The organism is Ruminococcus sp. NK3A76 (assembly GCF_000686125.1).
GTDB lineage: Bacteria > Bacillota > Clostridia > Oscillospirales > Ruminococcaceae > NK3A76.
Genome location: NZ_JMMA01000002.1, coordinates 499,062 through 523,032, shown reverse-complemented (window position 1 = coordinate 523,032; position 23,971 = coordinate 499,062). Strand labels below are relative to the sequence as shown.

General features: G+C 45.9%; 14 protein-coding genes. All 14 read right to left on the bottom strand.

Going from position 1 to position 23,971, the window contains the following annotated elements:
* Nucleotides 1-225: 225 nt before the first annotated feature.
* Nucleotides 226-10,572: a hypothetical protein gene (locus CD05_RS0102560; RefSeq protein WP_028509178.1), complete on the bottom strand. Its 10,347-nt coding sequence runs from the start codon at nucleotides 10,570-10,572 to the stop codon at nucleotides 226-228.
* Between the two features lie 62 nt (nucleotides 10,573-10,634).
* On the bottom strand, nucleotides 10,635-11,708 hold the full coding sequence (locus CD05_RS0102555) for a hypothetical protein (RefSeq protein ID WP_028509177.1): 1,074 nt from the start codon (nucleotides 11,706-11,708) through the stop codon (nucleotides 10,635-10,637).
* A gap of 29 nt (nucleotides 11,709-11,737) precedes the next feature.
* Nucleotides 11,738-12,577 carry a hypothetical protein gene (locus CD05_RS0102550; RefSeq protein ID WP_028509176.1) on the bottom strand — a complete coding sequence of 280 codons (840 nt, stop codon included), beginning with the start codon at nucleotides 12,575-12,577 and terminating at the stop codon, nucleotides 11,738-11,740.
* A 24-nt stretch (nucleotides 12,578-12,601) separates the two neighbouring features.
* Nucleotides 12,602-13,693 (bottom strand): hypothetical protein, encoded by a 1,092-nt coding sequence (locus CD05_RS0102545; RefSeq protein WP_156947267.1) that lies wholly within the window; start codon nucleotides 13,691-13,693, stop codon nucleotides 12,602-12,604.
* A gap of 204 nt (nucleotides 13,694-13,897) precedes the next feature.
* Nucleotides 13,898-15,106: a cellulase family glycosylhydrolase gene (locus tag CD05_RS0102540; protein ID WP_028509174.1), complete on the bottom strand. Its 1,209-nt coding sequence runs from the start codon at nucleotides 15,104-15,106 to the stop codon at nucleotides 13,898-13,900.
* A 31-nt stretch (nucleotides 15,107-15,137) separates the two neighbouring features.
* On the bottom strand, nucleotides 15,138-15,458 hold the full coding sequence (locus CD05_RS0102535) for a hypothetical protein (RefSeq protein ID WP_028509173.1): 321 nt from the start codon (nucleotides 15,456-15,458) through the stop codon (nucleotides 15,138-15,140).
* A gap of 11 nt (nucleotides 15,459-15,469) precedes the next feature.
* Complete coding sequence (locus CD05_RS0102530) at nucleotides 15,470-16,171, bottom strand: SprT family zinc-dependent metalloprotease (protein ID WP_028509172.1); 702 nt, start codon at nucleotides 16,169-16,171, stop codon at nucleotides 15,470-15,472.
* Nucleotides 16,171-16,650, bottom strand: coding sequence for an SH3 domain-containing protein (locus CD05_RS0102525; RefSeq protein WP_028509171.1), 480 nt, complete (start codon nucleotides 16,648-16,650; stop codon nucleotides 16,171-16,173). Before CD05_RS0102525 ends, CD05_RS0102530 begins: the two co-directional genes overlap by 1 nt.
* A gap of 152 nt (nucleotides 16,651-16,802) precedes the next feature.
* Nucleotides 16,803-19,733, bottom strand: a complete 2,931-nt coding sequence (locus tag CD05_RS17155; protein WP_051588778.1) for a YfhO family protein — start codon at nucleotides 19,731-19,733, stop codon at nucleotides 16,803-16,805.
* On the bottom strand, nucleotides 19,730-20,692 hold the full coding sequence (locus tag CD05_RS0102515) for a glycosyltransferase family 2 protein (RefSeq protein ID WP_242841220.1): 963 nt from the start codon (nucleotides 20,690-20,692) through the stop codon (nucleotides 19,730-19,732). The genes CD05_RS17155 and CD05_RS0102515 overlap by 4 nt, the downstream gene beginning before the upstream one ends.
* 149 nt (nucleotides 20,693-20,841) lie before the next feature.
* Nucleotides 20,842-21,660 (bottom strand): GIDE domain-containing protein, encoded by an 819-nt coding sequence (locus tag CD05_RS0102510; protein WP_028509169.1) that lies wholly within the window; start codon nucleotides 21,658-21,660, stop codon nucleotides 20,842-20,844.
* A gap of 85 nt (nucleotides 21,661-21,745) precedes the next feature.
* A complete protein-coding gene (locus CD05_RS0102505) occupies nucleotides 21,746-22,420 on the bottom strand; it encodes a PspA/IM30 family protein (protein ID WP_028509168.1) in 675 nt (224 codons plus the stop codon).
* 34 nt (nucleotides 22,421-22,454) lie between these two features.
* Nucleotides 22,455-23,075, bottom strand: coding sequence for a hypothetical protein (locus tag CD05_RS0102500; RefSeq protein WP_028509167.1), 621 nt, complete (start codon nucleotides 23,073-23,075; stop codon nucleotides 22,455-22,457).
* A gap of 15 nt (nucleotides 23,076-23,090) precedes the next feature.
* The gene (locus tag CD05_RS17150; RefSeq protein ID WP_051588777.1) at nucleotides 23,091-23,618 is read right to left on the bottom strand and encodes a hypothetical protein; all 528 of its coding nucleotides are present in this window, start codon (nucleotides 23,616-23,618) and stop codon (nucleotides 23,091-23,093) included.
* Nucleotides 23,619-23,971 lie beyond the last annotated feature (353 nt).

The window sequence follows — 23,971 nt, the reverse complement described above, 5'->3', positions numbered from 1 at the left end:
TTTATCACACTATAATTATATTATATGCAGCCTTTTTTGTCAATAGTTTAGACGCCAGTCTTAAAAAGTTTGGCAGATTTAACAAAATGCCGTGCGATTTTTTTGTGTATTATAATCCTACGAACTATATATCGGGTGTTTGCGGCGTTTTTAAATAGCCGCCGGGTATTTATTTCCCCGAGCCGGGGGTATGTCCCGGCCCGGAAGATGTTTTCTTTGACAGCATCAGGCGATCATTTTATACTGTAGCTTTGAGTTGGTATAGATAATGTGGTCTGATGCGTGCGTCGGGTTGTTAAGCGTGCTTTCTTCGCTCATGTCCGAATAGATATCCGCTGTGAGCGAGACCTTGTAGTTTGAATAAGCCTTTGTGCTTCCGAACCCGTTTTTCTCACCGGTCAGCACATCATACGATATGTCGATCGAATAAGCCTTTTTCGAGACCTCAGTCAGCTTGGACTTATGAGCACGCAAGGTCAGTATCTTTCCGTCGCTGCTTATATGCCCCTTTATATTCTCTGTATCCACTGTGTCGCCCTGTGTATACAGAAGTGTCGAACCGGCTTTGACAGTCAGATTTCTCAGATAGTCTCCGAGCACGAGCGGAGTATTATCATATCCGTCCTTCTTGCAGGTGAGCGAGATGTTGAACTCTATATAATCACCCGGGTCAGAGAAGTCCATAAAATTATACAGCGCCGTGGAGTCGATATGGCCTTTGTTTGTCGGGCTCTTGCTGTCCTGCTCATCAAACGGGTTTATACCGAGCGAGCTGTAATGCCCTGCTGCACTATCCGTTGTTTTGACGACACTGTATGTCAGCTTCGACGCCGCAGTGTTTTTGGTGTAATACCTGTGCTGACTGGCAGCAGGATTAGATGTCGAACTGTAAGCACCGCTCTCAGCAACAGATGAAATGTTTGAATAGCCTCTTACCAGCGAGCCGATCTCCGTGTTGGTCTCATCGCTTCTCTCGGGGAACTGCTTGGCAAGATTCACATCAGGATACTCTATTGCGAATGTGACCTGTATCGTCGCTGCATTGTCATGCCCGGCGGCACTGTTTCCGAGGTATTCATTCAGGTTTTTATTGTTTCTGAGTTCGATGTAGTTGCTTGTCATGAGCTCCTCAGGATCAGAATAAGCTATCTCCTCACCGGGATTTGCCGCAAGCTCAGCATCAGTAGTCGGCACTACCAAACCATAATAGATCATATACTTCGTGACCGTTATCGACTGTATTGCTGATGTGTCCACGCCGATCTTTGATGTCAGAGCGTCCTTTTCCTTCATATCATAGTTCATAAGGAACGTCTGATATATCGTGGAATTGCTGTTCTCATTGAGGTTCTGCCATACCCTTTCAATCTTTGCCTCATCTGTAAGAGCAACATGAGCTGTCATCGTCACCTCAATGACATTGTTATCCTTAGTCATCTTGTATGTACCAGGAGACCTCGGAGTATTTACAGACAGCGTAAAGTCATCGTTAGTATACAGTTTCCCTATGATAAGATGAACAGGATAGTTATATGCCCTGATTATCTTATTAGGCTTCCAGTTGGTATCACTGTCATCATGCTTCTCAAATCTTTCAAGCGAGCTTATCTCGTAATGATAGATCCTGTCATTTCCCTTATCCTTGTTGGTAAAGAAGCTGAGATAATACGTCTCCGGCCTGATAGCCGTAACTGTAGCTGTATACCCCTGCGAGGTGTTACCTGTCGGCCGAGGCATATACATTGTTCCGCTTTGATCCTTGACCGTCGCCTTTGTATCATCAGTCGTGATCACAAGAGGGCCGTTGTCCGTATCAGTGCAGGTCACATCGAGCAGGCTGTTCAGCGGTGCCGGTTTATACGCAGTTGCGGAATCTGTTCCGTCAGTTGTGAACTTATCAAACGGGATATGGTAATATCCGCTCGAATCCTTATCTGCGACTCCCGTGTCAAGATAATAGTGTTTGTCGTTATTGTTCGGGTCAACGAGCACCAGTCGAGAATCAGGTATCCAGCCGTTGTCATTCATCGACAGTTTGAGTTCCTTATAGAAATTCGAGTCTGTCAGCACATTTTCACCGCTGTTTATCGCTTCTGCCCAGTCCGAAGCGGTCCTGTCATATGTATACTCCACCTTCATCGTAACAGGGTTTCCGAGGTTTTCAAACAGCGTGTTATGCTCGTTTATATTATCATAAGCGCCTGCATAATAGTTCGTACCCGAGATTATCTTAGCACTGAACTTATACTGTATCAACTTCTTGACATATATCGGTACATAAAGATGATAAGCGACCTCAGAGTTTTTAGAAGGATTCAGGAACTGAACGTCCATCAGCGTGAACTGCGGTGTGTTGGGGTCGGCGTTATCAATTCTGTTAGCTTCCATCTGGAAGCCTGTTGTATATCGTTTCAGCGAGCCTGAACCGTCTGCTCCAACAGTAAACTTGCCGGTATCTTTGTCATATGTGCATTTATGCATAGTGACCTTATAGATGTTTTCTTTATTATCAGATGTTTTATCCAGCTGGAAAATGAAAGTGCTTGGCGAGTTGGTAAGATTCTGGATATAATAGTTTATATATGCAGTTACCTTTGCCTTATCAGAATCCTCGACCTTCAGCATCGGGAAATTCGGCATAGACTGTATCCCGAATTCATCTCTTGATGTGGTGAGGTGGTCGGTTATGTCTTTGAGAAGAGAAGTATCGACAGCAGGAGCTGTCTGGTATGATTGAGCACCGTTTTTGCTCTTTTCCGGATCCTGCTTATCAAGTATTATCTGCTCTAACGCTGAGTCCTCGTAAGTAGTCGAGCTTACCGCATCACCCGTCAGGAACTGATCTGTACCGATAAACATTTTAGGACTTGATGTTACATAAGGAGTATTATCTGTAACAATTTGGTTATTATAGTCTTTAACATTTGTGGTATTATTTATATCCGAAAATGTTTTATTGCTGTCAGAAGCAGCGCCATTGTAATCTGCGAAAACAACATATCCGCCATTAGCATTATAATCGTTTGTTCCCGATAATCGAGGAGGAATAAAATATGCTGACGATTTTGGTGTAGCGTTCTGAATGGATAATCCAGCTATCTTAATATTCTTTATGTTGTTTTTAGCGACTAAATATCCATGTTGTGTTGCATTATAAGTTGTTCCGCCTTTTCTATCCTGAAACTGGATATTATCGCAAAGGATATTATAACCGGATAACGGTTGGTTGAGCCAGCCAAACAAACAAGCTGAATAATCAGATTTCATTGTTACATTCTTTATTGTAAAGTTACGTACTTCAAATGCTCCTCCTTCAACATTAGCACATACACCAGCTGTATCTTGGAATCCTTGAAAAGTGTATCCCTCAACAGTACATGTATCTATCACGACGCCTTTTCCGGCTCTTGATCCACCCATTATTCCGCCACAATTTCTGTGCTTGATCTGTTCAGGAATTAAACCATACAAAACAGAATCATTATCACTTTTTACTTGGGAATTATATATTACTATTTTTGATGAAGTGTTTGTATTATTATCTGCTGCATCGCTTCCTATCAATCCCCCAACTCTATGGCCAAAAATACTAATATTGTATACATTGCAATTATCAAACTTTAAAGAATATGAATTAGAGCCAACAACAGTATTATTTCTTCCGATTATACCGCCTGCTACAACATTCGCTTCTTTCTTAGCGCATGTATAATCTTCAATATATCCAATTCGTGATTCAATATCACTATTCAACTGACCTAATACAATATTAGATAATTCAATCGGACTATTACCATTAACATTTTGGCAATAGCCTATTACACCACCGGCACCATTATCAAAATCAACAGCATTATCACTAGTATCTTGTCCTTTATACTCATTAAGTACAGTGGGCAATTTGATAGCAACATTACTTATACTAAGATTTCCTTGTTTAAAATATCCGATTATTCCTCCTGCATAGCGTTTACTATGAACTGTGAAGGCCTCCTGTGCATCAATACCTGATATAGACACCTGATGAGATGACGCATTTCCATTAGACAACTGAAGATTCCCAAAGAAACCGCCGGCCGTTTCAAAGCCATTGACAGTAAGACCCGAAACGCCTATAGTTTCTACAGTTATACTGTCGTTACCGCCAAAGCCCGCATATCCGGATATACCACCACAATTCAAATACGCAGCATTTTGAATGCTCGTCTTATTATAAGTCGTCACACCATTTGTTTTATCATGAAAGTAAACATAGTAATCAATTTTACCTGTGATATTCAACTCACTTATCTTATAATCACTCTCAATACTTCCCTGATCCGATCTGTTATGACGAAGGGTATTAAACAAACCAAAGCCGCCCTGGCTGTTATTTACCGGCAGATAGTTATCAAACCCACTCTCATAGTGCTGCAGCGACATATTCATAGCAATAGTCACGACAGAGCCGCTGCCGTTTTGGTTCTTGCCATTGAATTTATGAAGGCTTATCGTTCTGTCAGTAAGATCACTTCTTCTGTTAAAGCCTATCGTTCCGACGCCTCTGTAGCCGTCCGGCAGTGTCCATTCAGTATCTGTTCCGCCAAGGTTAAGATTGCATACGGTTTTACTGTTTGTAAGCGCAAGAACACCGTATTTTGTAGTTCCGCTTATTTCATCAGTGTAATTCTTGACCAGGAAAGGAACAGTAGTTGAGTTCTGATCTTCTTTAGCATCATTATAGTCTGCCGGCTTGCTGTCATTTGCCGCATTTGTGCCGACATTGCTGTAAGCTGCACAGCGCATTCTGTGATATGTGCCGCCATAGCTGTTACTTGCACCGAGAGCCAGTGTGTTCGGCGCACCAACAGTAGTGCTGCTCTGTGTCAGCAGTGACATAACGAACCATGCCTGCGCATTAGGAATGCTTACATCAGTGCTGTACATTCCCGTAGCGCCTGAAACAGCAGTATATGCCCCGGTCGAGAGATTGTTTGTCTCCGTCTTATCTATATCGGCAATAGAATAATTCTTAGTGCCGTTATGCATCGTGACATCATCTTCATCAGTCACATAAGACGAGCTCTCAGTTACAGCATAGCCATTAAGCACTCTGCCGATTATGGGGTTTATGTAGAGATACTGGGGGGCGGAAACAGGAATGATAGTTTCCGTATTTATCCAGTCCTCCTCGTCTTCATCATAGACAGATACCGTGCTCTTTATCCCTGTAGAAGATATAGTGCTCAGACCCTGTGAGACAGTGCCCATTTTCTTGAAGATCACAGCACCGTCAGCAATGACACCAATATATCCTCCGATCGGAATGATCTGCTTATAATCCCCCTTGATATCTATGGCCGAATTCATAGATGAGTATGTTACTGATACATTTTCAAAGATATTATCACCGCCAAGAACATTGGCGATAACACCGCCGTAGCTCTTGCAGGTCGGGAACTCATCTGTATTGTTGCTCTGAGTAAGCACGATACTATTTGTACTTTCAACGCTTATTGTAAGATTTCTCACAACGCATCCATAACTGTTTACGATCAGCGGTGCTGTACTCTTATTAGTAATAGTATATCCGCCGCCGTCTATAACGCCTCTGAATACTGCGAATCTGTTTGTGTTGTCTATTGCAGTGAAATTACTTAATCCGGGGAAATTTGCACTAAGCTCAACATTCTTGCCGAACTTATAATACGCACCGGCAAGATACGTTCTTACCTCTTCTGCAGAAAGTGATGTCTCCCCTGCGCAATCAAACGTCGATTCGCCGTAAGCAAACTGTTTGTGATGAGATTTACCGGACTTGTCATCACACCAGTAAGCACCTCTTTCAGTTGAATTCGGAAGTGTGACTGTTAAACCCTCTGTTAAAGTACCATTCAATATCTTGGCAAAGGTCTCCAAATCAGTGCTGTTGTTGATCATATACGGGTCATTGTAGGTACCGCAGCCCTCAGCTATGGTCGTTCTGTGGTTAACTTCAAGCTGATGAGTCGTTCCGTTTGCATCATATCCGGTGGCAACATAAGGAAGGAACTTAGTTCTGAAATTCCCATCATAATCGCCGGTCGTATCATTACTGATCTCAGGGTTTGTGAATTCCTCAGCATCAGTAGTCGAACCTTCCATATATTTGCGTTCCATATTGGGATACTCGCCTTCGGTAACATAACCCACCTCAGCACCGTATGTGACATATCTGTTATCAGAGCCCCAGTCGTTTGCCCAGTTATATGTATATGTGCCTGTCGAACCTGAATCAAATTCAAACTTATCAAGCAAGGTCGCCTTCGTAAAGACTGACCTGTATGTACCATAAGCCGAATCAAGGGCTGCATTCTTTGTACTGTCGCCGATATCACTCTTTCTGCCGTCAATCTTGATCTTTGTGAATTCGAGGTTTATTCCCTTTGCAGAAGAAGAACCCACCTCACCGATAAGGCTGCTTGCAGCCTTGGGGTATGTTCCGTCATTCTTTATATAAGGAGCACTTGTCTGATACTTATTTGTTGTACTGATATTCTTTGCTGTCAAGGTGGTATACTGTGCGATCTTGTTTATCACAAGAGGAGCATAAGAGAGCTCTTCGCCGGTGACATTCGGTATATTATGGATATATGCTCCGTCTAATGTCAATCCGTCAATACCTATCTTTACCTTGTTTGTGTCAGAACTGCCCGATACCTTTCCGCATATAAGTGCTCCGGAGAAGTCATCTATGACCGGAGTATTTCCCTGTAAAGTCACTGAGTTGACAGTCACGCTTTTGCCGCTGTAGACATTTCTAAGCAGCCCGGCATGAAGCAGATAATGCTGGGTAGCAGTACTCTTGGCATTATCATAGAGTGATGTTTTCTGTGAGTTTTTTGCTCCTCCGTTTGCAGCTTCACTCTGCTCAAATTCATAATTATAGAACTTGAATGTTCCCTGAACTGTGGTACTCTCATCTGCATCTACAGGATACCAGCTGTATCCATTCATATCATAAGTTGCAGAAGATATCGTACCGTTAAAACCGTCATAGAAATTGTCTCTGATGCTCTGGTGGGCATACTTATTCAAGCCCCAGCTCATCAGCTTTTTCTGAGCTGATGCAGAGCCCCAGCCTGAAGCACCACTTACGGTTACTGTATCAAGATTATAATAGTATCTGCTCCACGGATTAGGTTTTGAGCCCTGTGTCGTCTGCGCCTGATAGCTCTTGCTTGCGGTTGTACCGTTCATATTTAGCCCGGCTGTTTCATCTGTCTTGATAGATATTACACCGGCACCGTTTTTTAGAATATACTTATCGCCGCTGGAATCCTCACCGCTTCTTGTATTGCCGCTTGTTGTAAAATATGCTGTGTATGCAACAAGCTCATCAAATACCTCAGCAGAAGAAAGTGCAGCAGAAGATATAGTATAGCAGCCCACTGTCGGAAGAAGAAGGTATATCGCCGACGAACTATTATCTTTTTTATAATCCTTGCCAGATGCACAGTACCAGCCCTTATTTACGATCATGCCAAATGATCTCAGACCGCTTGCTGATACAGTAATATCATCAATATCAAGATCATTGACAGTCCACTTGCCGGTAGCGTTATACACAAGACCAGCCATATCCTTAGGTGAACCTGTTGCAGTCACTTTGGAATCAGAGCCGATAGTTAATATTGTTGTATTATTACTCTTTATTGCGCCGACAACTACATCTGTATTCAGCCACTGATAGCCAAGAAGACCACCCATTGAGCCGGACGTTTTTGCACTCACCTCATAATTCTGTGTTTTGACTTTATCAAGGGTCAGTGTCCTGCTGTTATAAACACCATCTGTTGCCGAATAGCCCTCTATCTTTGCGACAAGGCCGCCGATTATCTGCGCAGCTTTTTCAGAAGTATTCTCTATCTTGCCGCCGAGTGTCAACGACTGGAAACGCCAGTTCTGCACCTGATTATTAGTATGGTTTATCTTTCCAACCACACCGCCAATGCAAGTATTATCATTGCTGTTGCCGCCTGTGATGTTTCCTGTAAAATCACTTGTCTGGATACGCAGTGCATAATCATTTGACGAATTGTTTACAGACAGCTGATTGGCCTCACCTATCAGTCTGCCAAGGTATAATGCTTTACTACCGCCATAATCTATCTCAGTTTCAACATTCAACACATAGGCATTAGCCTTAGTCCTTACTATGCCAGCCAGTGAGCCGGCATATACCGCATTAGCGGTTGGAGAAACACTTATACTGCCGTTCAGGGTAGCCCTATTGGTATTACTATCATTTGATTCACGAACTACTGCATTATTAAGTATACCAAACAGGCCGTTATAACGGTGATTATAGATACGGCCGTCACCCTTTGTCCTTGCAGACGCATCAGACAGATCTGCATTATCTCTAAATCCGTATGGTTCCCCGATAGCAAGTGTGATCGTCTTACCACCGGTATAGAGATTCCCGCTGAAAGTACAGTGTTCTTCTGATACTGCATTATCCCTCGTAAACCCAGTCAGACCAGTTCCTGACAGGTTTATATCAGCTGTCAGAGTGAGGTTGCCTGAGCCGCCGGGAACAGTCAGGATGTCTGAGCTCTCCAGCTGGATATTCAGAGCTGTCCTTGCAAAATCAGAGACTGTTCCGATGCTTGATACATAGGGCTCTATAGAAACTGTATGAGCAGCCTCATTGACAGTCAGTACAGTATTGCCGCTGCCAAACTTTTCATATGTTTTCTCATAGCTTGTTTCTTCGTCCGTCTCTTCATCTGTTTCGGTCACGGTCTCAGTATCTCTTGAATCAAACCTTAATACCTCGCCCCAGCCGCCGATGTCATCAGCTTCAACAGCCGCACTTCTCTTAAGAACCCAGCCATTCTCAGCAAAGACGAGCGCATTGTCACGGAATCCGACTATCTGACCATATTTATGCGCATCAGATGTAGGAGAAGCAGACTTTGCATCTGAGAGATCTGTGGTGCCCGTCATTCTGAGCACGCCGCCGCCAAGATCACCCACAAGGCCGCCGCCGTTAAATGATCCGTCTACAGCAATAGTTGCATCCTTTGCATCAACAAAAGAATTGCAGGCCGAGCCTATCAGTCCGCCAAATGTCAGGGCGTTTGCATTGTATGCCTTGTTTACCTTAAAGCCGTCAAAAAGTATATAATTTGCGCTCGATTTGTCAGCAACACCTATAGCGCCGCCGTAGTAACTTGATTGGCCGGCATTATGAGTCTCGGTAGTTATGCCGCCTATAGTCAGTACATTAGTGAGAGAGTCCGTCTTATACCGGCCTATAAGACCGCCGAATGAAGTCGATTTTTCTGATGCGTGATTTGACTTTACGGTTTTAACTGTATTGATAGTATAGTCATGATCGCATTCAAGCTCACCGAACAGACCGCCTATATCACCTGTGCCGTTTTGCTGCGAAGAATCTGTGTTATAATTTGTTACATCAAAGCCCGATTCATCTGCTTTCGGGAAGTAGTAACCGTACATACTGCCTGCACCCTGTTTACCTGTGATATGCTGTTCTATCGTATAAACACTATCGGGCAGAACAACAGTCGCCTTGTTTACCTTGCCGACCAAACCGCCGGCATATCCGCCTGATGTCTTTACGAGCTTGTTAGCCGCCTGATTATTGCCGCCTGTGTATGCAAATGTCGAACCGGCCTCCATTTCGCCGACCAATGAGCCGACATCGCCGGAAGAAGTCTCGATATCATCTATCTTTCTTAATGTGCCGCCTTCCGAAGCTCCGAACGAGAAGGTAAGGCTTGCACCTTCCTTGATAAGGCCGCAGGCCAGACCAAGATCAGAGTCGGACTTAAGAGAAACAGGATCTGTGTCATCAGTCTGCTGATCCATAGTAACATTAAGTGTGACCTGTGCATTTTTGCCGATAGTTCCTATCATACCGCCAAACGACTTCAATTGACCGCCAAGAGTTTCATCATCTGTCGCCGATGGCTTTGTAACAGCTATGTTCCATGTTGCTTTTGTGCCGCTGCCGGTAACTACATTCCTGGCCAAAAGCGGTGTGGTGTCGGTTATGCTCTCACCGCTCGGTATCTTATGTCCGTAAAAGCGTGATATCTGCAGTTTTTCGCCGTTGTTTATCACGGCTGTATCCGTCACATAGTTAAACAGCGGTCCGTCAAGATTTAAAACAATAGGTTTATTGGCTTCGATCTCTATCGAGCCGGAGAAAGGATTGAACTGTGTGCCAAGGCCTTTAAATCCACGCTCGAAATACCCTGTGTTACCGCTCGATGTTTTTAGCGTTATCTCGTCATTCTGATGATATGCGGCATAGTCTTCGTAGCTTCTTGAATACCTGTAAAAATCCTCAACAGTAAGAGATATCTTGTTGCTGTCTATAGGATTGTGAAGGAACTCATAATTGCTCGGCGGTACAGCGTCTGCGGCAGATGCAGGCATAGCAAACAGACCGATATCCTTCAGTTCATCACCGATATCAGCAACAGGAACGATATTAAAGATCATGACAAGTGCCGTCAGTGCGCTGACTGCACGTTTGCACGCTTTTTTTCTCAAAAGATCGATCAGTCTGTCTTTCATGAAAACCATTCTCCTGAAATATGAGAAACCGCTTCTCATATAAAATAAGTGTATCTAAATTATCAGCTGTTGGTGTCTGTAGGTATGTTGATCGTCAGACATATGCCGTCCGCCTGCTCAGCGCCGACAAAAGCCCACGAGCTGCTTATCTCGCCGTTTACCTTATACAGCTGTATATCATATCTGTTTCTGTAATTCTTTTCGGGGGCATATGAATCAGCGTTGATCGTCAGCTTATCCCAGTCATTGGTGCCAGCGCCTTGTTCATAAGCAACTTCCCCTGAAACAAACGGAAAAGCGCCGTCTGCTTCGTAAAAATCCTTGTTAAGTGCAATAACTGCCGGATCCCATTCGATAACTATCTCCTCACTGCCGGTACCTGTCAGAACAAGGTTGTATGCGTCGTAGTCAGAAGATGCAGCAGCAGAAGACAATCTCTGTTCATTTATATAGTATGACCAGCCCGACGAAGATGATGATAATTCCTCCTTAAGGCCGATAGCTGCTGCCAGCGGCTTGAGGTCAGGGAATTCGGACGTAGGTGTGGCCTTTATCAGCACTCTCTTGTTTGCATCGTTTTTCAGATCCCAGTTCTTTGAGAACTTGATCGTGTATTTATTCTGCGATCTTGCATCTGTATCAAGCGTCTCAGGCGACGGGCTGTGATATGTATACGATGAGCTGGAGGAGCTGAACGCAGTCAATGCGGTAGCAGCGTCGTTTTTAACTATCTGTATGGTTTTTCCGCTTTCCAGGCTGGTTATCACATTTCCCTGGCTGTCAACTACTGATATATCAAGATCATACTTGATCTGCTTTTTGTAGTAATCGCCCGAACCGTCGATATCGTAGTTCCATACAAACACATCTACATCATATGTCTGTCTGCTGTCAAGATCAGTCAGCTGGCTGACATATACCGGCTGATAAGCGATCTTCTCATTCTCTATCAGCGTAAGATAGTTTGAAGAAAACATCATATCGACCGATTCGTCAGACAGAACCACCCTTTTCATAAAATCATTTGATCTCGGGTATTCTGCATATGCTATCATCGTACAAAGCAAAGCAGTCACCGACACGATCCAGATAAGGAGCCAGCGCTTTTTTACAAATGCTTTTATATTGTTTTTCATTTAAAGCAGCTCCTTTCCCTGATAGTCTGCTATCTGTAAGCAGTTATATATACCATGTCAGTCTCTTTCTTCTCAAACGTCCTGTCAGTCTCGGAAAGCCTTTTTTCCCACGACACCTCTATTATATAGTAATCACAGAAGTTGCCGCTTTCCGGCGTTACAGTCACCGCTCCCGACTGCCAGTAGGAAGGCACATCGTCCTCCTGAACATTTTCAAGCTCACCGTAATTCCCCTCATAGAAATTATCCCCGGTCTTTGCCTTCATCGGTGTTTCGGTCTCATTGTTCTTGTATCCCCCGTTCAGAGGTCCTGATGCCTTGACATAATACTTTGTGCCTTCTTCACTGTAGATATCATCAGACACCTGAAGGTCATTTTCCGTATGGCTGTTCTGATGCATACTGTAAAGCACCACATCATTTTCATCAGTGCCGCTCGGTATAGCCTCTTGTGAAGAATACTGTGTCGCAGGATATATCTTGTATGTAAACTGGTTGTTGTTGGTATGCGCAAGCTGTATCTTATAGTTCGATGTATTTGACCCCGAGACAGAAAAGACATATTTCTGATCGTTCACCGGTATCAGCTTGCCGTCTTCGTCATGCTCAAGCCCCCCTGTCACCGGGTCTGTCTTATACGGGCTTATAGCATTCATATTGAAATACATTCTGTCTTCTCTCTGCGCAGCATTGAGGTATAATGAGTTAGGGAACTCGACCTTATACAGCTCGGCTGCTTTTCTCTGCGTATAAAACCATGCAAAGACAGGCACCATGACACACAGTGCCAAAGTCAGCATGACCGCCAGTATCAGCGCAGCTTTTTTTTTGAGCGGCAGATTATTAAATTTCAAGGCCAGACCTTTCATATCATCTGCCACCTCCCTTTAGCTTTAGTCTGCCGGCGTTACAGTTACATCTATCATAAAGTAGTTGATATTTGAGCCTATCTGATAATCGGCATCATTGTATCCGTCGCTCAGCTTGTTGAAATTCGCTTCAGTCTTTGCATCAAGTATCTCTGAGTCTGAGATACTGCTGTGATTTGCAAAGACCATGCTTTTATTATCTATAAGATACTGTATGAGCTTTCCCTTGTCAGTCTCAGAGATGTCACTCCCGTCATCAACGACGTCCGGCACCACAGGATAATCACTTCTGAGCCCCGAGCTGTTGTCCTTGAGCGCTATCTGACCGAGCGTATTTGTCCACATCCAGTATATGGTCACCTTCTGCGGCTCGTTCTTTCTTGCGTTTGTAAAGCTCTTTTCCAGAGTGCCGGTCGTTATGGGCTTTTTATAGTAATACTTTCTATCTGCGGGTGTCGTTGACGCTGTGTCGCCCGGCTCCTCAAAGAAAAGGATATGGCCTTTAAGGTAATTCTCCGCAGTTTGACACTGATCTATAGCACTCTGCGCAAGACCGGAATTATCCGTAGTCAATTCAGATACACGGATTATATCATCGCCGGCCTGCTTAAAACCGATGACATCAAGATCTATCCTGACTGTCAGATCGCCTGTCTCTGTAGGAACGACGTAAAACTCTATCTCGCCGCTGCTGTCGGGACCGAACACTGTCTTCTCATTCTCCGAAGGGTCAAACCTGATCTTTATCTGAGAATCGCTTGCTCCCGTGACATAGTAGCCTGAGATAACTTCACTGTCGCCGTATCCGTAGTCAGAGGCTGCCTTGATAAACTCCTCGTCATTTCGCACACTGCTGCCTTTAACAGCTATCTCAAACGGGACGCCCTTCGCCCTGACCCCCATATTATCCGCCTCGACGGCCTGGTTCATGGTGAACCACGCAACGGTGGTGAAAATCAGTATCAGCACAGTGAGCGTCAGCATGGCGCCGAGCTTTATCAGGCGCTTTTTTCTTTCACCGGCCTGCTCGCCGTTCTCAGGCTGCATTGTGGTATCAATGTTCTCGCCGCTCACCGCACTCACCTCTTTTCCTGCGTGTTTCCGCCAAAAGGGCATACTATCCCCCTGGATATAGTTACTCTATTTTATTTTAACACATTTATAAATATTTTTCAAGTGCCAAATATAAGAAATTACAAATTCATATTTAGCAGTTATGTACAAATTGCACATAGCATTTGTATTTTGTTTACTGATATTATCAACAAAAAAGCAGGAGCAGCATAACATCTGCTCCTGTTGTTGTAAAATTATGCGTGTTTATGCCGATTTGTAGCCGTTCGGGAATACCTCCGACTCGTATTTCTCCCACATGGCCTTGGTGGTGGGGGTAATGTCGTCTATGAGGCCGTTGCCGTCGTTCTGGCCGCTCGTCTTCCATGCGAGTACGCCGTCGTAGTCAAGGTCATACGCTGCCTGGTATTCGTCTGTAAGGCTCACTCCCTCGGGCGTTCCGGGGCATTCGCCTATGACTATCGGCCTGTCGTATTCCAGCCTGAACTCCTCAGGGGTCTGCTTGAATGGGTTGCCCATGCCAGAACCCTCCTCCCACGGGTACCAGTGAGTAGAGTAAAAGTCAACATATGCCAGCTCAGTCTTGTAGCCCTCTTGCGAGCTGATAAGCTCTTGCAGATAGTCGTTGCCTATCTTGTTTCCCTGCATACCCTGAGAATTGTACTTGGGCATACCCATGCCGACAGTCACCAGCACATCTGAGTGCTCGTGTATCGCAGCCGATGCCTTTGCGTAGTATGAGGAAAGGTCTTCCCAGTCTATCTTGCCGCATTCCTTGTTCTCATATATCCAGTCGGGCTCGTTGCAGAGGTCTACTGAGAAGAAATAATCGCTCTTGCCGAACTTCTCGACAAGCGGGATAATGTAGTTGTTGACATAAGCGTCAGTCTTCTTGCTGTCCTGAACGAGCTTTCGCCAAGCGCCGAATTTCTCCTTGGAATCGTCTAAATTATCATCGTCCTTGTAGTGGTCAAATGACTGAACAGTCGCCATTATGTATATCTGGTTCGCCTCGGCTATGCTGAAAAGCTCCGAAAGATCCTTCCAGTGCTGCTCGGTCGCACCTGTGAAGTTGCCGTCATCGTCTATCTCCATGCCGACCTCGCCGTTGCAGGATATCCATACTCTGGCGCAGTTTACGCCGTTTTCGTGGAGCTGTTTGAAATGCTCGCTCCATTCCATAAAGCTGAAATCACCGCCGAAGTCGTTCCACTTTATCCACGGGGCATTGACGCCGTTTAGCCACAGCTTCTTGCCGCCGACCTCAAAGTCCTTGCCGTTTACCTTTACTCTTGCCGAGCCGTCGGTCGTCGTATTAAAGTCAACTGATGATTCGTTCTTGTTAGACGGCGCTGCTGACTCAGCGTAAGACGAGCTCTCGCCGAAGCTGCACGAAGCAAGCGAAATTGTCATCGCAGCTGCCGATATCAAAGACAGTATCTTTGCTCTGTTCATTGTTTTGTTCCTCCTTTGGTGTGATGTATTGTTAAGTTCGTTGTGAGAGCTTTGCTGCATATGTAAAATCAAGCTCCGCCCTGCCGCTGTCAAGCGCCGCAGCAAGAGCTTTGCAAAACCCTGTTTCGTCATAGTCTGCCCAGTCAAGCGCCTTTACAGTGCCGCCCTTTTCAAAGGCATCTTTAAGCTCATCGGTGTTAAAGGCATTATGCAATGTGCAGACTGTATCATCGCCCCTGCTAATATAGGTGCAGGGATCATAGCGGTTTGAGGTAAGTGTGTAGCTTACCCCCTTATACTCAAAAAAGAGTTCCTCGCCCGATATTATAAGCCTGCCGTTATCCTTATCCATAGTCGCCCCCGTCATTCGTTATAATTCAGCCGTCTTCTTATCTCCTTGCAGTCGGGGATATACCTTTCAACGAGCGCCCAGAACTGCGGGCTGTGGTCCATATGCACAAGGTGGCACAGCTCATGCACCACAACGTAGTCCATACACTCCTTCGGGTGCTCATAAAGATAGAAATTAAGAGAAATGCTGCCATTGGAAGAACATCTTCCCCAGCAGCTTTTCATTTGCTTTATTGTTATTTTCTTAGGACAGAGCTTTGTGAGGTTTATGAGCCGCTCGCAGCTCTCACGAAGCTCACGGTTGGCAAGTGATGTGATAAAGTTTGTCGCATCACGCCTTACCGAGTCGATATCCGCCCCCTGCTTCGGCACGCTTATATAAAGGTTGTCGCCCTCCATATATGGCTCTTTATACTTATCAGGGGTGATATAGCGAAGTGTCGCCAGCCTTCCCATAAGGTCAAACTGCTCGCCGTCCTCATAGGTCGTCAGCCTTACAGGCTGTCTTGCGCACTGTGCGAGAGACTTGAATATCCACTTCTCCCTCGACTCGACGAACTTCATCATATCTTCATCGCTCATGCCGTCCGGCATCTTTATGGTCAGATAGCCCTCTTTTATCTGTAGATAGAGGTTTTTGCGCTTTCCCTTGTCTATGACCGCCTCGGTCTCACGCCCGTCCTCAAACCGCAGCAGTCTTGCTTCCTTACTCATTACGCAAGGTAGGAGCTGTGTACCCAGCCCTCAAGCAATGTGCCGTTATAGTCAAAGCTCGCCTGAACGTAGCCGTTCTCATCTTCCTTAGAGAGCACTGTCACCACGATGCCTGGCGACATACATATCACCTGCTCGCCCTCGGGTGAAGGGTCTTTTCTCAGGTATGCATATTCCTGCACTGTCTTTGTACCGAGCCCCTTCTTTTCTTCTGTAGCCTCGGTCTTCTTTGTCTTTTTGGTCTTCTTGGTCTCCTCTGTCTGCTCCTTTGAGTCATCGCTTTGCACAGCCTCTGTCTGTGCGGCGGCATTTGCAACGGTAGCAGTATCGAGCCCCTTCGGGACATCTGCCTCAACGCCCGAGAAAAGGCTCTTGGCAAATATGATAATAACGCCGACAACAAATATCGCCACAGCTATGATAGCGACAACGCCTATGAGCTGGTTGCCCGTATCAGCGCTTCTCCTTCTTTTACTCAATGTATATTACCCCATTCTTAATATTTATTGTTACAATAATATTATAACTCACCCTGCCCCCAAAGTCAATTACGAAAAGTTTACAAATAAAGTAAGGGCACCCACGTCTGTACTGACGAAAGCGCCCTGAATACTATGCTGTTTTGTTGGATCTATTCATACTCGTCACGGTTTATCAGCCGGTCGAGCAGCTCGCCGTCCTTATACTCATATAAGAACACGCCGAGCAGCATTAGCACGCCTATGACGGACAGCACGACGCCCAGCTTGAAATAATTCGGGCTGAAGCTCAGCTCGATGACATTCTCGCCACGTTCAAGGGGGATAGTTATCAGCGAATCGAGCGTTACCTCGTAATCGACCTTCTTGCCGTTGACTGTGACAGTCCAGCCGTCCTCGTCGGGGATAGTTGTAAAGAGATACTTGCCGTTGCCGTCAACATTGACAGTTCCCTTGACATATCTGTCGTCAAACTCCTCGATGTCAAGTATGCCCTGCTCTCTTATCGTCTCGACTGCTCTTGCAAAGTCAGTCTCGTCAAATGAGTAGAACAGCTCGTCATACCAGAAGGCCTCGTTCGTATCATCAACGAGGGTAACTCTTATCCTGACCTCCTGATCTTTCTTGAATTCGCCGAGCGAGAGGATAGAAAGGTTATCGCCCTCAAAGAACTCGCCTGCGAAGTCCATCTCATTCTCGGTCACAAGGAACTCGTCCTCGTCCTGCACCCAGATATTGCACTTGCGCTCGTACTTGCTGGGCAGGAACATATAAAGCGGGCTGTCCTTGTCCATTCTGATAACGAAGTCAAGGTGCGCCTCGGCCTTTGAAACGTCCTCCTTGAAGAACTTCTTGTGCCCGTCCTGGAGCCTTGACTCACCGACGTTCTCTCTGTCAGTGTTTATGGGCTTGAGCCTTGTGAAGAACTCAGTGTATCTGTTTCCGCCGATAATACAGTTGAATATCTGATTCTGGTTGTCAAAGGGGTTACGGTCGCTCATCTGAGCGTTCAAGATACGGTCTGAGGATACCATGCCAAGGCCTAAGTTATAGGGGTTGCGGTAGAATTTATAGGTCTCAGCCACTTCCTTTTCGACCTTATCGTCGGTGTCCTCGCCCTTTTCATAGACGATATTAGTCCTTGCAGCCTGCCCTGCGAGCTGATACTGCGAGGGTATCTTTATCCTCGAATCGACATAGCGGTTGCTGCCCTTTTCGGTCTCCTTGTCCATTACATACTTTATGTCAAAGAGCGCATCGGTCATGATAGTCGAGCCGTCATACTTTGTATAGTGGCCGCCGTAAGCATATCCGAGCTGCTTAAGAAGCGTCAGCGCCGGGGAATTCATAGTCGAGCTCGAATGCGAAACACCGTAGTAGTCGGTCCCTATCGGGTCATTTACCGTGCGGTGGAAGGTAGACTCCATACGGAAGAATTTCTCATCGTCCTGCTGCTTGATGCTGTCAACGAAGCTCCTTAGGTTTGACATATACGGCTCGTATGAATAGTAGGTCGAATATGCCACGTCCTTGTCTATCTTGGTGAGCGTATCTGATGCGTTGCAGAACATCTCGGCCGCTATGAGCATAACGGTTATTATAGGTACTACCTTTATTTTGGGGTATTTCCTGTGAAGGTGTATCAGCGCAAAGTAAACGCTGAGCGCTATTATGCCGAACCATATGCCCTGCATTCTCCAGGTGGGCTCGCCCTTTTCGTCGGTTATCGTGTCAAATATCTGGAAGTGCTCGTAATTCTCCCTCTCGCACCAGAAAAGGAACGCAAGCAGCGATATGAACACGCCGCCTATCTGCTTTGAGGTTATGCCGTCTGCATTCTCGTATGCACGGAACGACATCCACAAAAGCAGCAGCGAGAAAGCAAAAGAATACCTGAAAGGCAGCCAGTTAGGCATCTGAAAGCCGTGCCATACCATGTCTATAGGCCTTATATACATACACAGTATAAGGAAAGCCGCTAAAAGACCCTTTGAGCACTTTTCCTTCATGGATATCTTCTCGTTCATAAAGAACAGCGGAACGAGCAGCAGCACGATCGAGCCGCAGTATATCATCGGCAGACCCTCGGGGTACACCGTGTCATAGCTCATGGGGAAGAGTTTTGTGATAAAGGTCAGGAAATCGAACTGCGTTGCCATTGACCAGTCAGGCTCGGTAAACTCGAACTTGCCGAGCTTAAGGGAATTATACACAGGTATCAGCACTATGCAGGCGCAGAGTATCGCTATAACTGTTGCCATAGCAAAGCGCAGCACTGTGAGGACTATATTCTTTGCAAATATCCTGCCCTCCTTTGACAGGCAGTAGGATATGAAATAAAGCCCTGTGAATATGCCCACCATATAGCCTATATAGAAGTGCGCTATGAACATCAGAGCGAGCGGTATGATATACGCAGTCATCTTGCCCTCGTCAACAAGGCGGTGAACGCCCCATATGATGAGCGGCAGGTATATTAGCCCGTCAAGCCACATCGGGTCCATAAACTGCACTATCATATACGCCATAAGCGAGTAGCAGCAGGAGAAAATACACAGCGCCCCGTTTTTGGGCCTGCTCGTCTTTCTCATAAGGTAAGCAAAGGTGACAGCCGCTGTACCGACCTTCAGAAGCTGCATAGTTTCTATCGCTCCGCACATGGCCGAACGTGGGAATAGACATATCACGAGCATGAACGGGCTTGCAAGGTAATAGCCGAAGATACCGAACATCTCGCCCGAGAGGTTTCGTGACCAGTCATACATCAGACTGCCGTTGCCCCAGAAGGCATCACGCATGGCCTCGTAGTAGTAGACATACTGGCCGTTAAGGTCGAGCACCAGCACCGAGTTCTCGCCATACGGGTGAACGCCGAAGAAGGCATAGACTATATACATAGTCACCACCGGCACTAAGAACACGGGTATATACACCCACTTGCCGCTGTCGCCGAAAAGCAGGCCGGCCAACCATTTTACCGGGTCTCTTTTCTTTTTTTCCTTGGCAGGGGCGGTCTTTTTTGTTTCTGTCTGCCCCTCCTGCCTGTCGGTTATCACTGCCGCAGGCTGTTCGTTATTAGTCATACGTCGTCTTTCTCTCCGTTCTGCTCACGCCCGTCCCTCATCACGCTTCGGATAATAAAGCGTGGGCGTTTTTTTATCTCCTCATATATCTTGGCAAGGTAATAGCCGATTATGCCTAAGCTGAACATTATTATACTCGATGTGAGCAGCTGCAGGATGATAACTGTCGAGAAGCCTGCCGCACTGTTGCCGAGTATCTTGTTGACAAGCGTATGCACACCCAGGATAAGCGAGATAAGGAATGTTATGACACCGCAGAAGGTAACTATATGCAGCGGTGCGCTGGTAAATGATGTTATCGAATTTATAGCGTATTTTATGAGCGACTTTACGTTCCACTTGCTCTCGCCCTCTGCACGGTCAGCGACCTCGAAGAAGACCTTCTCTGTCTTATAGCCGACCCAGCTCGACATAGCCCTGAAAAATGTAAGTCTCTCAGGCATAGCATTAAGGCTGTCAACAACTGTCCGATCAAGCAGCTTGAAATCAGAAGCGTCCTGCATATCAAGGCCGGAGCTGTCGCCAATGAGCTTATAAAACCACAGTGAAAAGGCCTTATACAGCCCATTTTCCTTGCCACGGCTCTTTTTTCTGCCCTCGACCACGTCAACGTCGTTGTTTTTCCAGATATTGTACATTTCAACTATCGTCTGCGGCGGGTGCTGAAGGTCGCAGTCCATAAGCACCACGGCATCTCCCCTTGCAGTTTTAAGTCCTGCGAAGATAGCGGCTTCCTTGCCGAAATTCCTCGAAAAGTTCACCGCAACGACATTCGGGTTCATTTTTGAAAGCTCGCACAGCTTGTCCCATGTGCTGTCCTTTGAGCCGTCGTTTACGAACACCAGCTCGAAGGGTATGCCGTTCTCTCTCATTATCTGCGACACTACCTCTGCGGTGTTCTGCACGTTTCCTTCCTCGTTATAGCTTGGTATAACTATAGAAAGCAGTCTTTTTGCCACGTTTCATTCTCCTTGCTTTATATGATGTTTTTGTATCTGTCGGTATCCGCAAGCACTAAGCCTTGTCTTGCGCACACCGACAGACCCAAAAACAAAAATCACGGGACGCCGTAAGGAACAGCGTCCCTGTTTTATGATTCTTATGGTTCTTACTTTACAATGCCGGTGATTATCATGATAACGCCTATGACAGCACAGGCGATACCGCCGAAGAAAGCCGCCTTCTTTGCGGATTCCTTGGAGCTTACGAGTTCCTCCTCGCTCTTGGCTGTAACAATATACTGCTTGCCCTTCTCGGTAGGCTTGCCGAAGGTAAGCTGTCCTGCGTTCATATACGCATCACCGAGCAGATAGAGTCTCTGCCCTGTAAGGAAAGCATATTCTACCATTCTGTAGCCGAGCATTCTCGAACCGCTGCCGAAGCCGCCGCCGTTGAAGCTGGTAAAGCGCCTTCTCGGGTTCTGGAAAAAATTGTTCTCATTATAGGAGTTTACAGGCTCAAAGCGGTCAGCAGTCTTTACAAGGTCAAAAGCGCCTGAAACGCCGACAGTCTCCATATTGATAGAGTCGCCGTTGGCATCGGTAAGGATAAGCTCCTCGCCCGATTCTTCCTCGCTTATCTTTTCTTCCTTCTTGACGAGCTTCTTTGTCCTGTTTCCCTCGCTGTCAGTAACTATCTGCTCCTCCTCGTAAACACGGTAGGTCTCAGCCTTATAAAAAGCTGCGTCCTTCTGCGAGAAGGGAGCCTTCTGAGGATTCTTTGACTTGACTGTACCTTTGAGCTCACAGTATTCTCTGTAGGTGTCGCTGATAGAAGCCATATCAGCCATAGATTCCTTTACATCGGCGATAGTTGATGTCTGTGTTGCCTGGATATCGAGCAGGGCATCACCTGTTTTCCTGCGCTGAAAATACGCAAGATAAACGCCCAGTGCGATAAGCAGCAAACCTATTATAACAAAGGCCATATTACGATTTCTCCCTTATTTCTTAAATATTCTCCATTCCCGGGTGCAGGGAATGGAGAATACAAGTTCATAGATTATTAGTCGATCATGAGGGTGACTGGCCCATTTCAGCCATAAGTCTTGCGAGCTCTGCGTCAACAGCGCTGTCCTTCTCGAGCTGTGCGAACTCATCAGCAGGGCCTGTAACTGTGCCTGCGAGGTCAGCGAATGCGTCAGCCTTAGCTTCCTTGCTCTCGATCTTTTCTTCCATCTTGTCGAGCTTAGCAAATGCGCTGGAGGAATCCATATTGCCGAGGCTCTTAGCCATCTTCTCGTTTGCATCAGCCATCTTGGAGCGTGCAATGAGCATAGACTGTCTGCTTCTTGCCTCGTCGAGCTTGCTCTTAAGAGCATCTACCTGAGACTTAAGGTTATCTACCTGAACTGTAGCCTGGTCATACATACCCTGATACTGCTCAGCCTGCTTGTCAGCAGCGACCTTTCTTTCAAGAGCCTTCTTAGCAAGATCCTGGTTGCCCTGGGAAAGAGCAGCCTTTGCCTTGTTCTCCCAGTCAGCGCTCTCTGCCTTAGCCTTGTCAAGGTTCTTCTTTAACTGTCTCTGTGAGCCCATAGCGGTACCGAGAGCGTTTGTGCAGTTCTGTACCTCCTTCTCCATGTCGATGATTATCTGTTTCACCATCTTTTCGGGGTCTTCGCACTTATCAAGAAGATCGTTGATATTAGCCTTCAGGATATCCCCTATTCTTTCAAAAATAGCCATAATGTAATTCCTCCTATAATATAGATTTTTTATTTTATGTATTGTCAAGCTTATCCATCGTCTTCTCATAGCCGGCACGCAGCTCATTGAATCTGATTATAAAAGCAATGGCAAATACAATACATACTACCTTTGTGACGACCTGCAGCAGACCTGTCACCGTCACCAGGGCTTCTACCCTGACGAGCCTGTTTAATACATCAAACAGCAGATTTGCGATGACTGACACGGTCAGCCTCGTCCACGCCTTGCCAAGGCGCTTGACATCTGCCACGAAGGGCATCAGCAGCCGGTGGTTCTCAGCGTCCTCCACGACCTTGCCCTCGCCGCTGCGAAGTATACGCCCCATCATGCGCTTCTGGAAGTCGATAGAAACGAACGTCGAGAAAACGCCTGCTATTATGCCTGCGTAGTTAACGTACTTCGCATCGAGCTTTATTGATGCATAGATAAGTGCCGCTGTGAACACGCCGTTCATCAGGGCAGAGGCAACAGCATTGGGGCTGTATGCCTTTACGCCGCTGTCATGCAGCGAATATTCAGCTATACCGATAGCTGCGAACACAAATCCCAGTGCCTTGACCGCATAGGTCACCCAGAGGCTTAGTTTGATATTCAAGATTATCAGCACAAAACCGACAAATAAAAAATTCATAAGCCAATATACCCGTCAGTCATCACTTTTTTTGTTGTTCGGCTTGAAGAGCACCTTTATAAGGAGAGCAGCCCCTGCTGCCACCATACCGAACATAAGGATATATGTAAACAATGTTCCGCTCACTGCGTGGAAGGATATGCTCGTTATGAGCGATATCAGTATCACCAGCACGCCCAGTGCGCACACAAAGCCGCCGATAGCCTTCTTTTCAAAGAAGAACAGCAGACCTATGCCCACAAGAAGCGGTATGAGCATCGTACCCATAGGCATTCTCAGAGAGCCTATGCCCCAGTAGCCATGCCCCCACGATGAGCTCACGGTGAATGAGTTGAACACCCAGTAGAGCCCGCCGCCGAACAGCAGAAAGCCCATAAAGAACTCCAAAAGCTCATTCTGTGCCTTGCCGGGGTTGTTGCTGCTTTTCTTTTTTCTTGCCGGCTTTGGCACCTCGATATCGAGCCCGTCTGTTATCTTGTTTACTATCTCCACAGGCTCATCCTTGCCAAACTGTTCATCAATAAGTTCCTTGATATTCCTCATAACACATTCCCCTTTCTTTTCTCTGTATATATGTCACAAAAAATATGTAAAACCTTCTCAAATTAGTTAAAACTACACCAATCATATTATATTACATTCTAAAACCTTTGTCAAGACTTTAGGGTGTCAGCAGCCAATATTTCGTTAAATTAACACAAACGCAGGCTCATGCTTTTTACACATCAAATATGCAGGAACGCCCTGCAAAATACTCTAAAAATGCAGGAAATATTTTATAGACTGCATTTTATATTCAAAAATACCCTAATAATCTGATATTTTATACGTCTTGATTGTAAGTAATAATCAAATTCTGAATTTTTATCAAAAGGGGCTTGCAAAATTCAAAACGA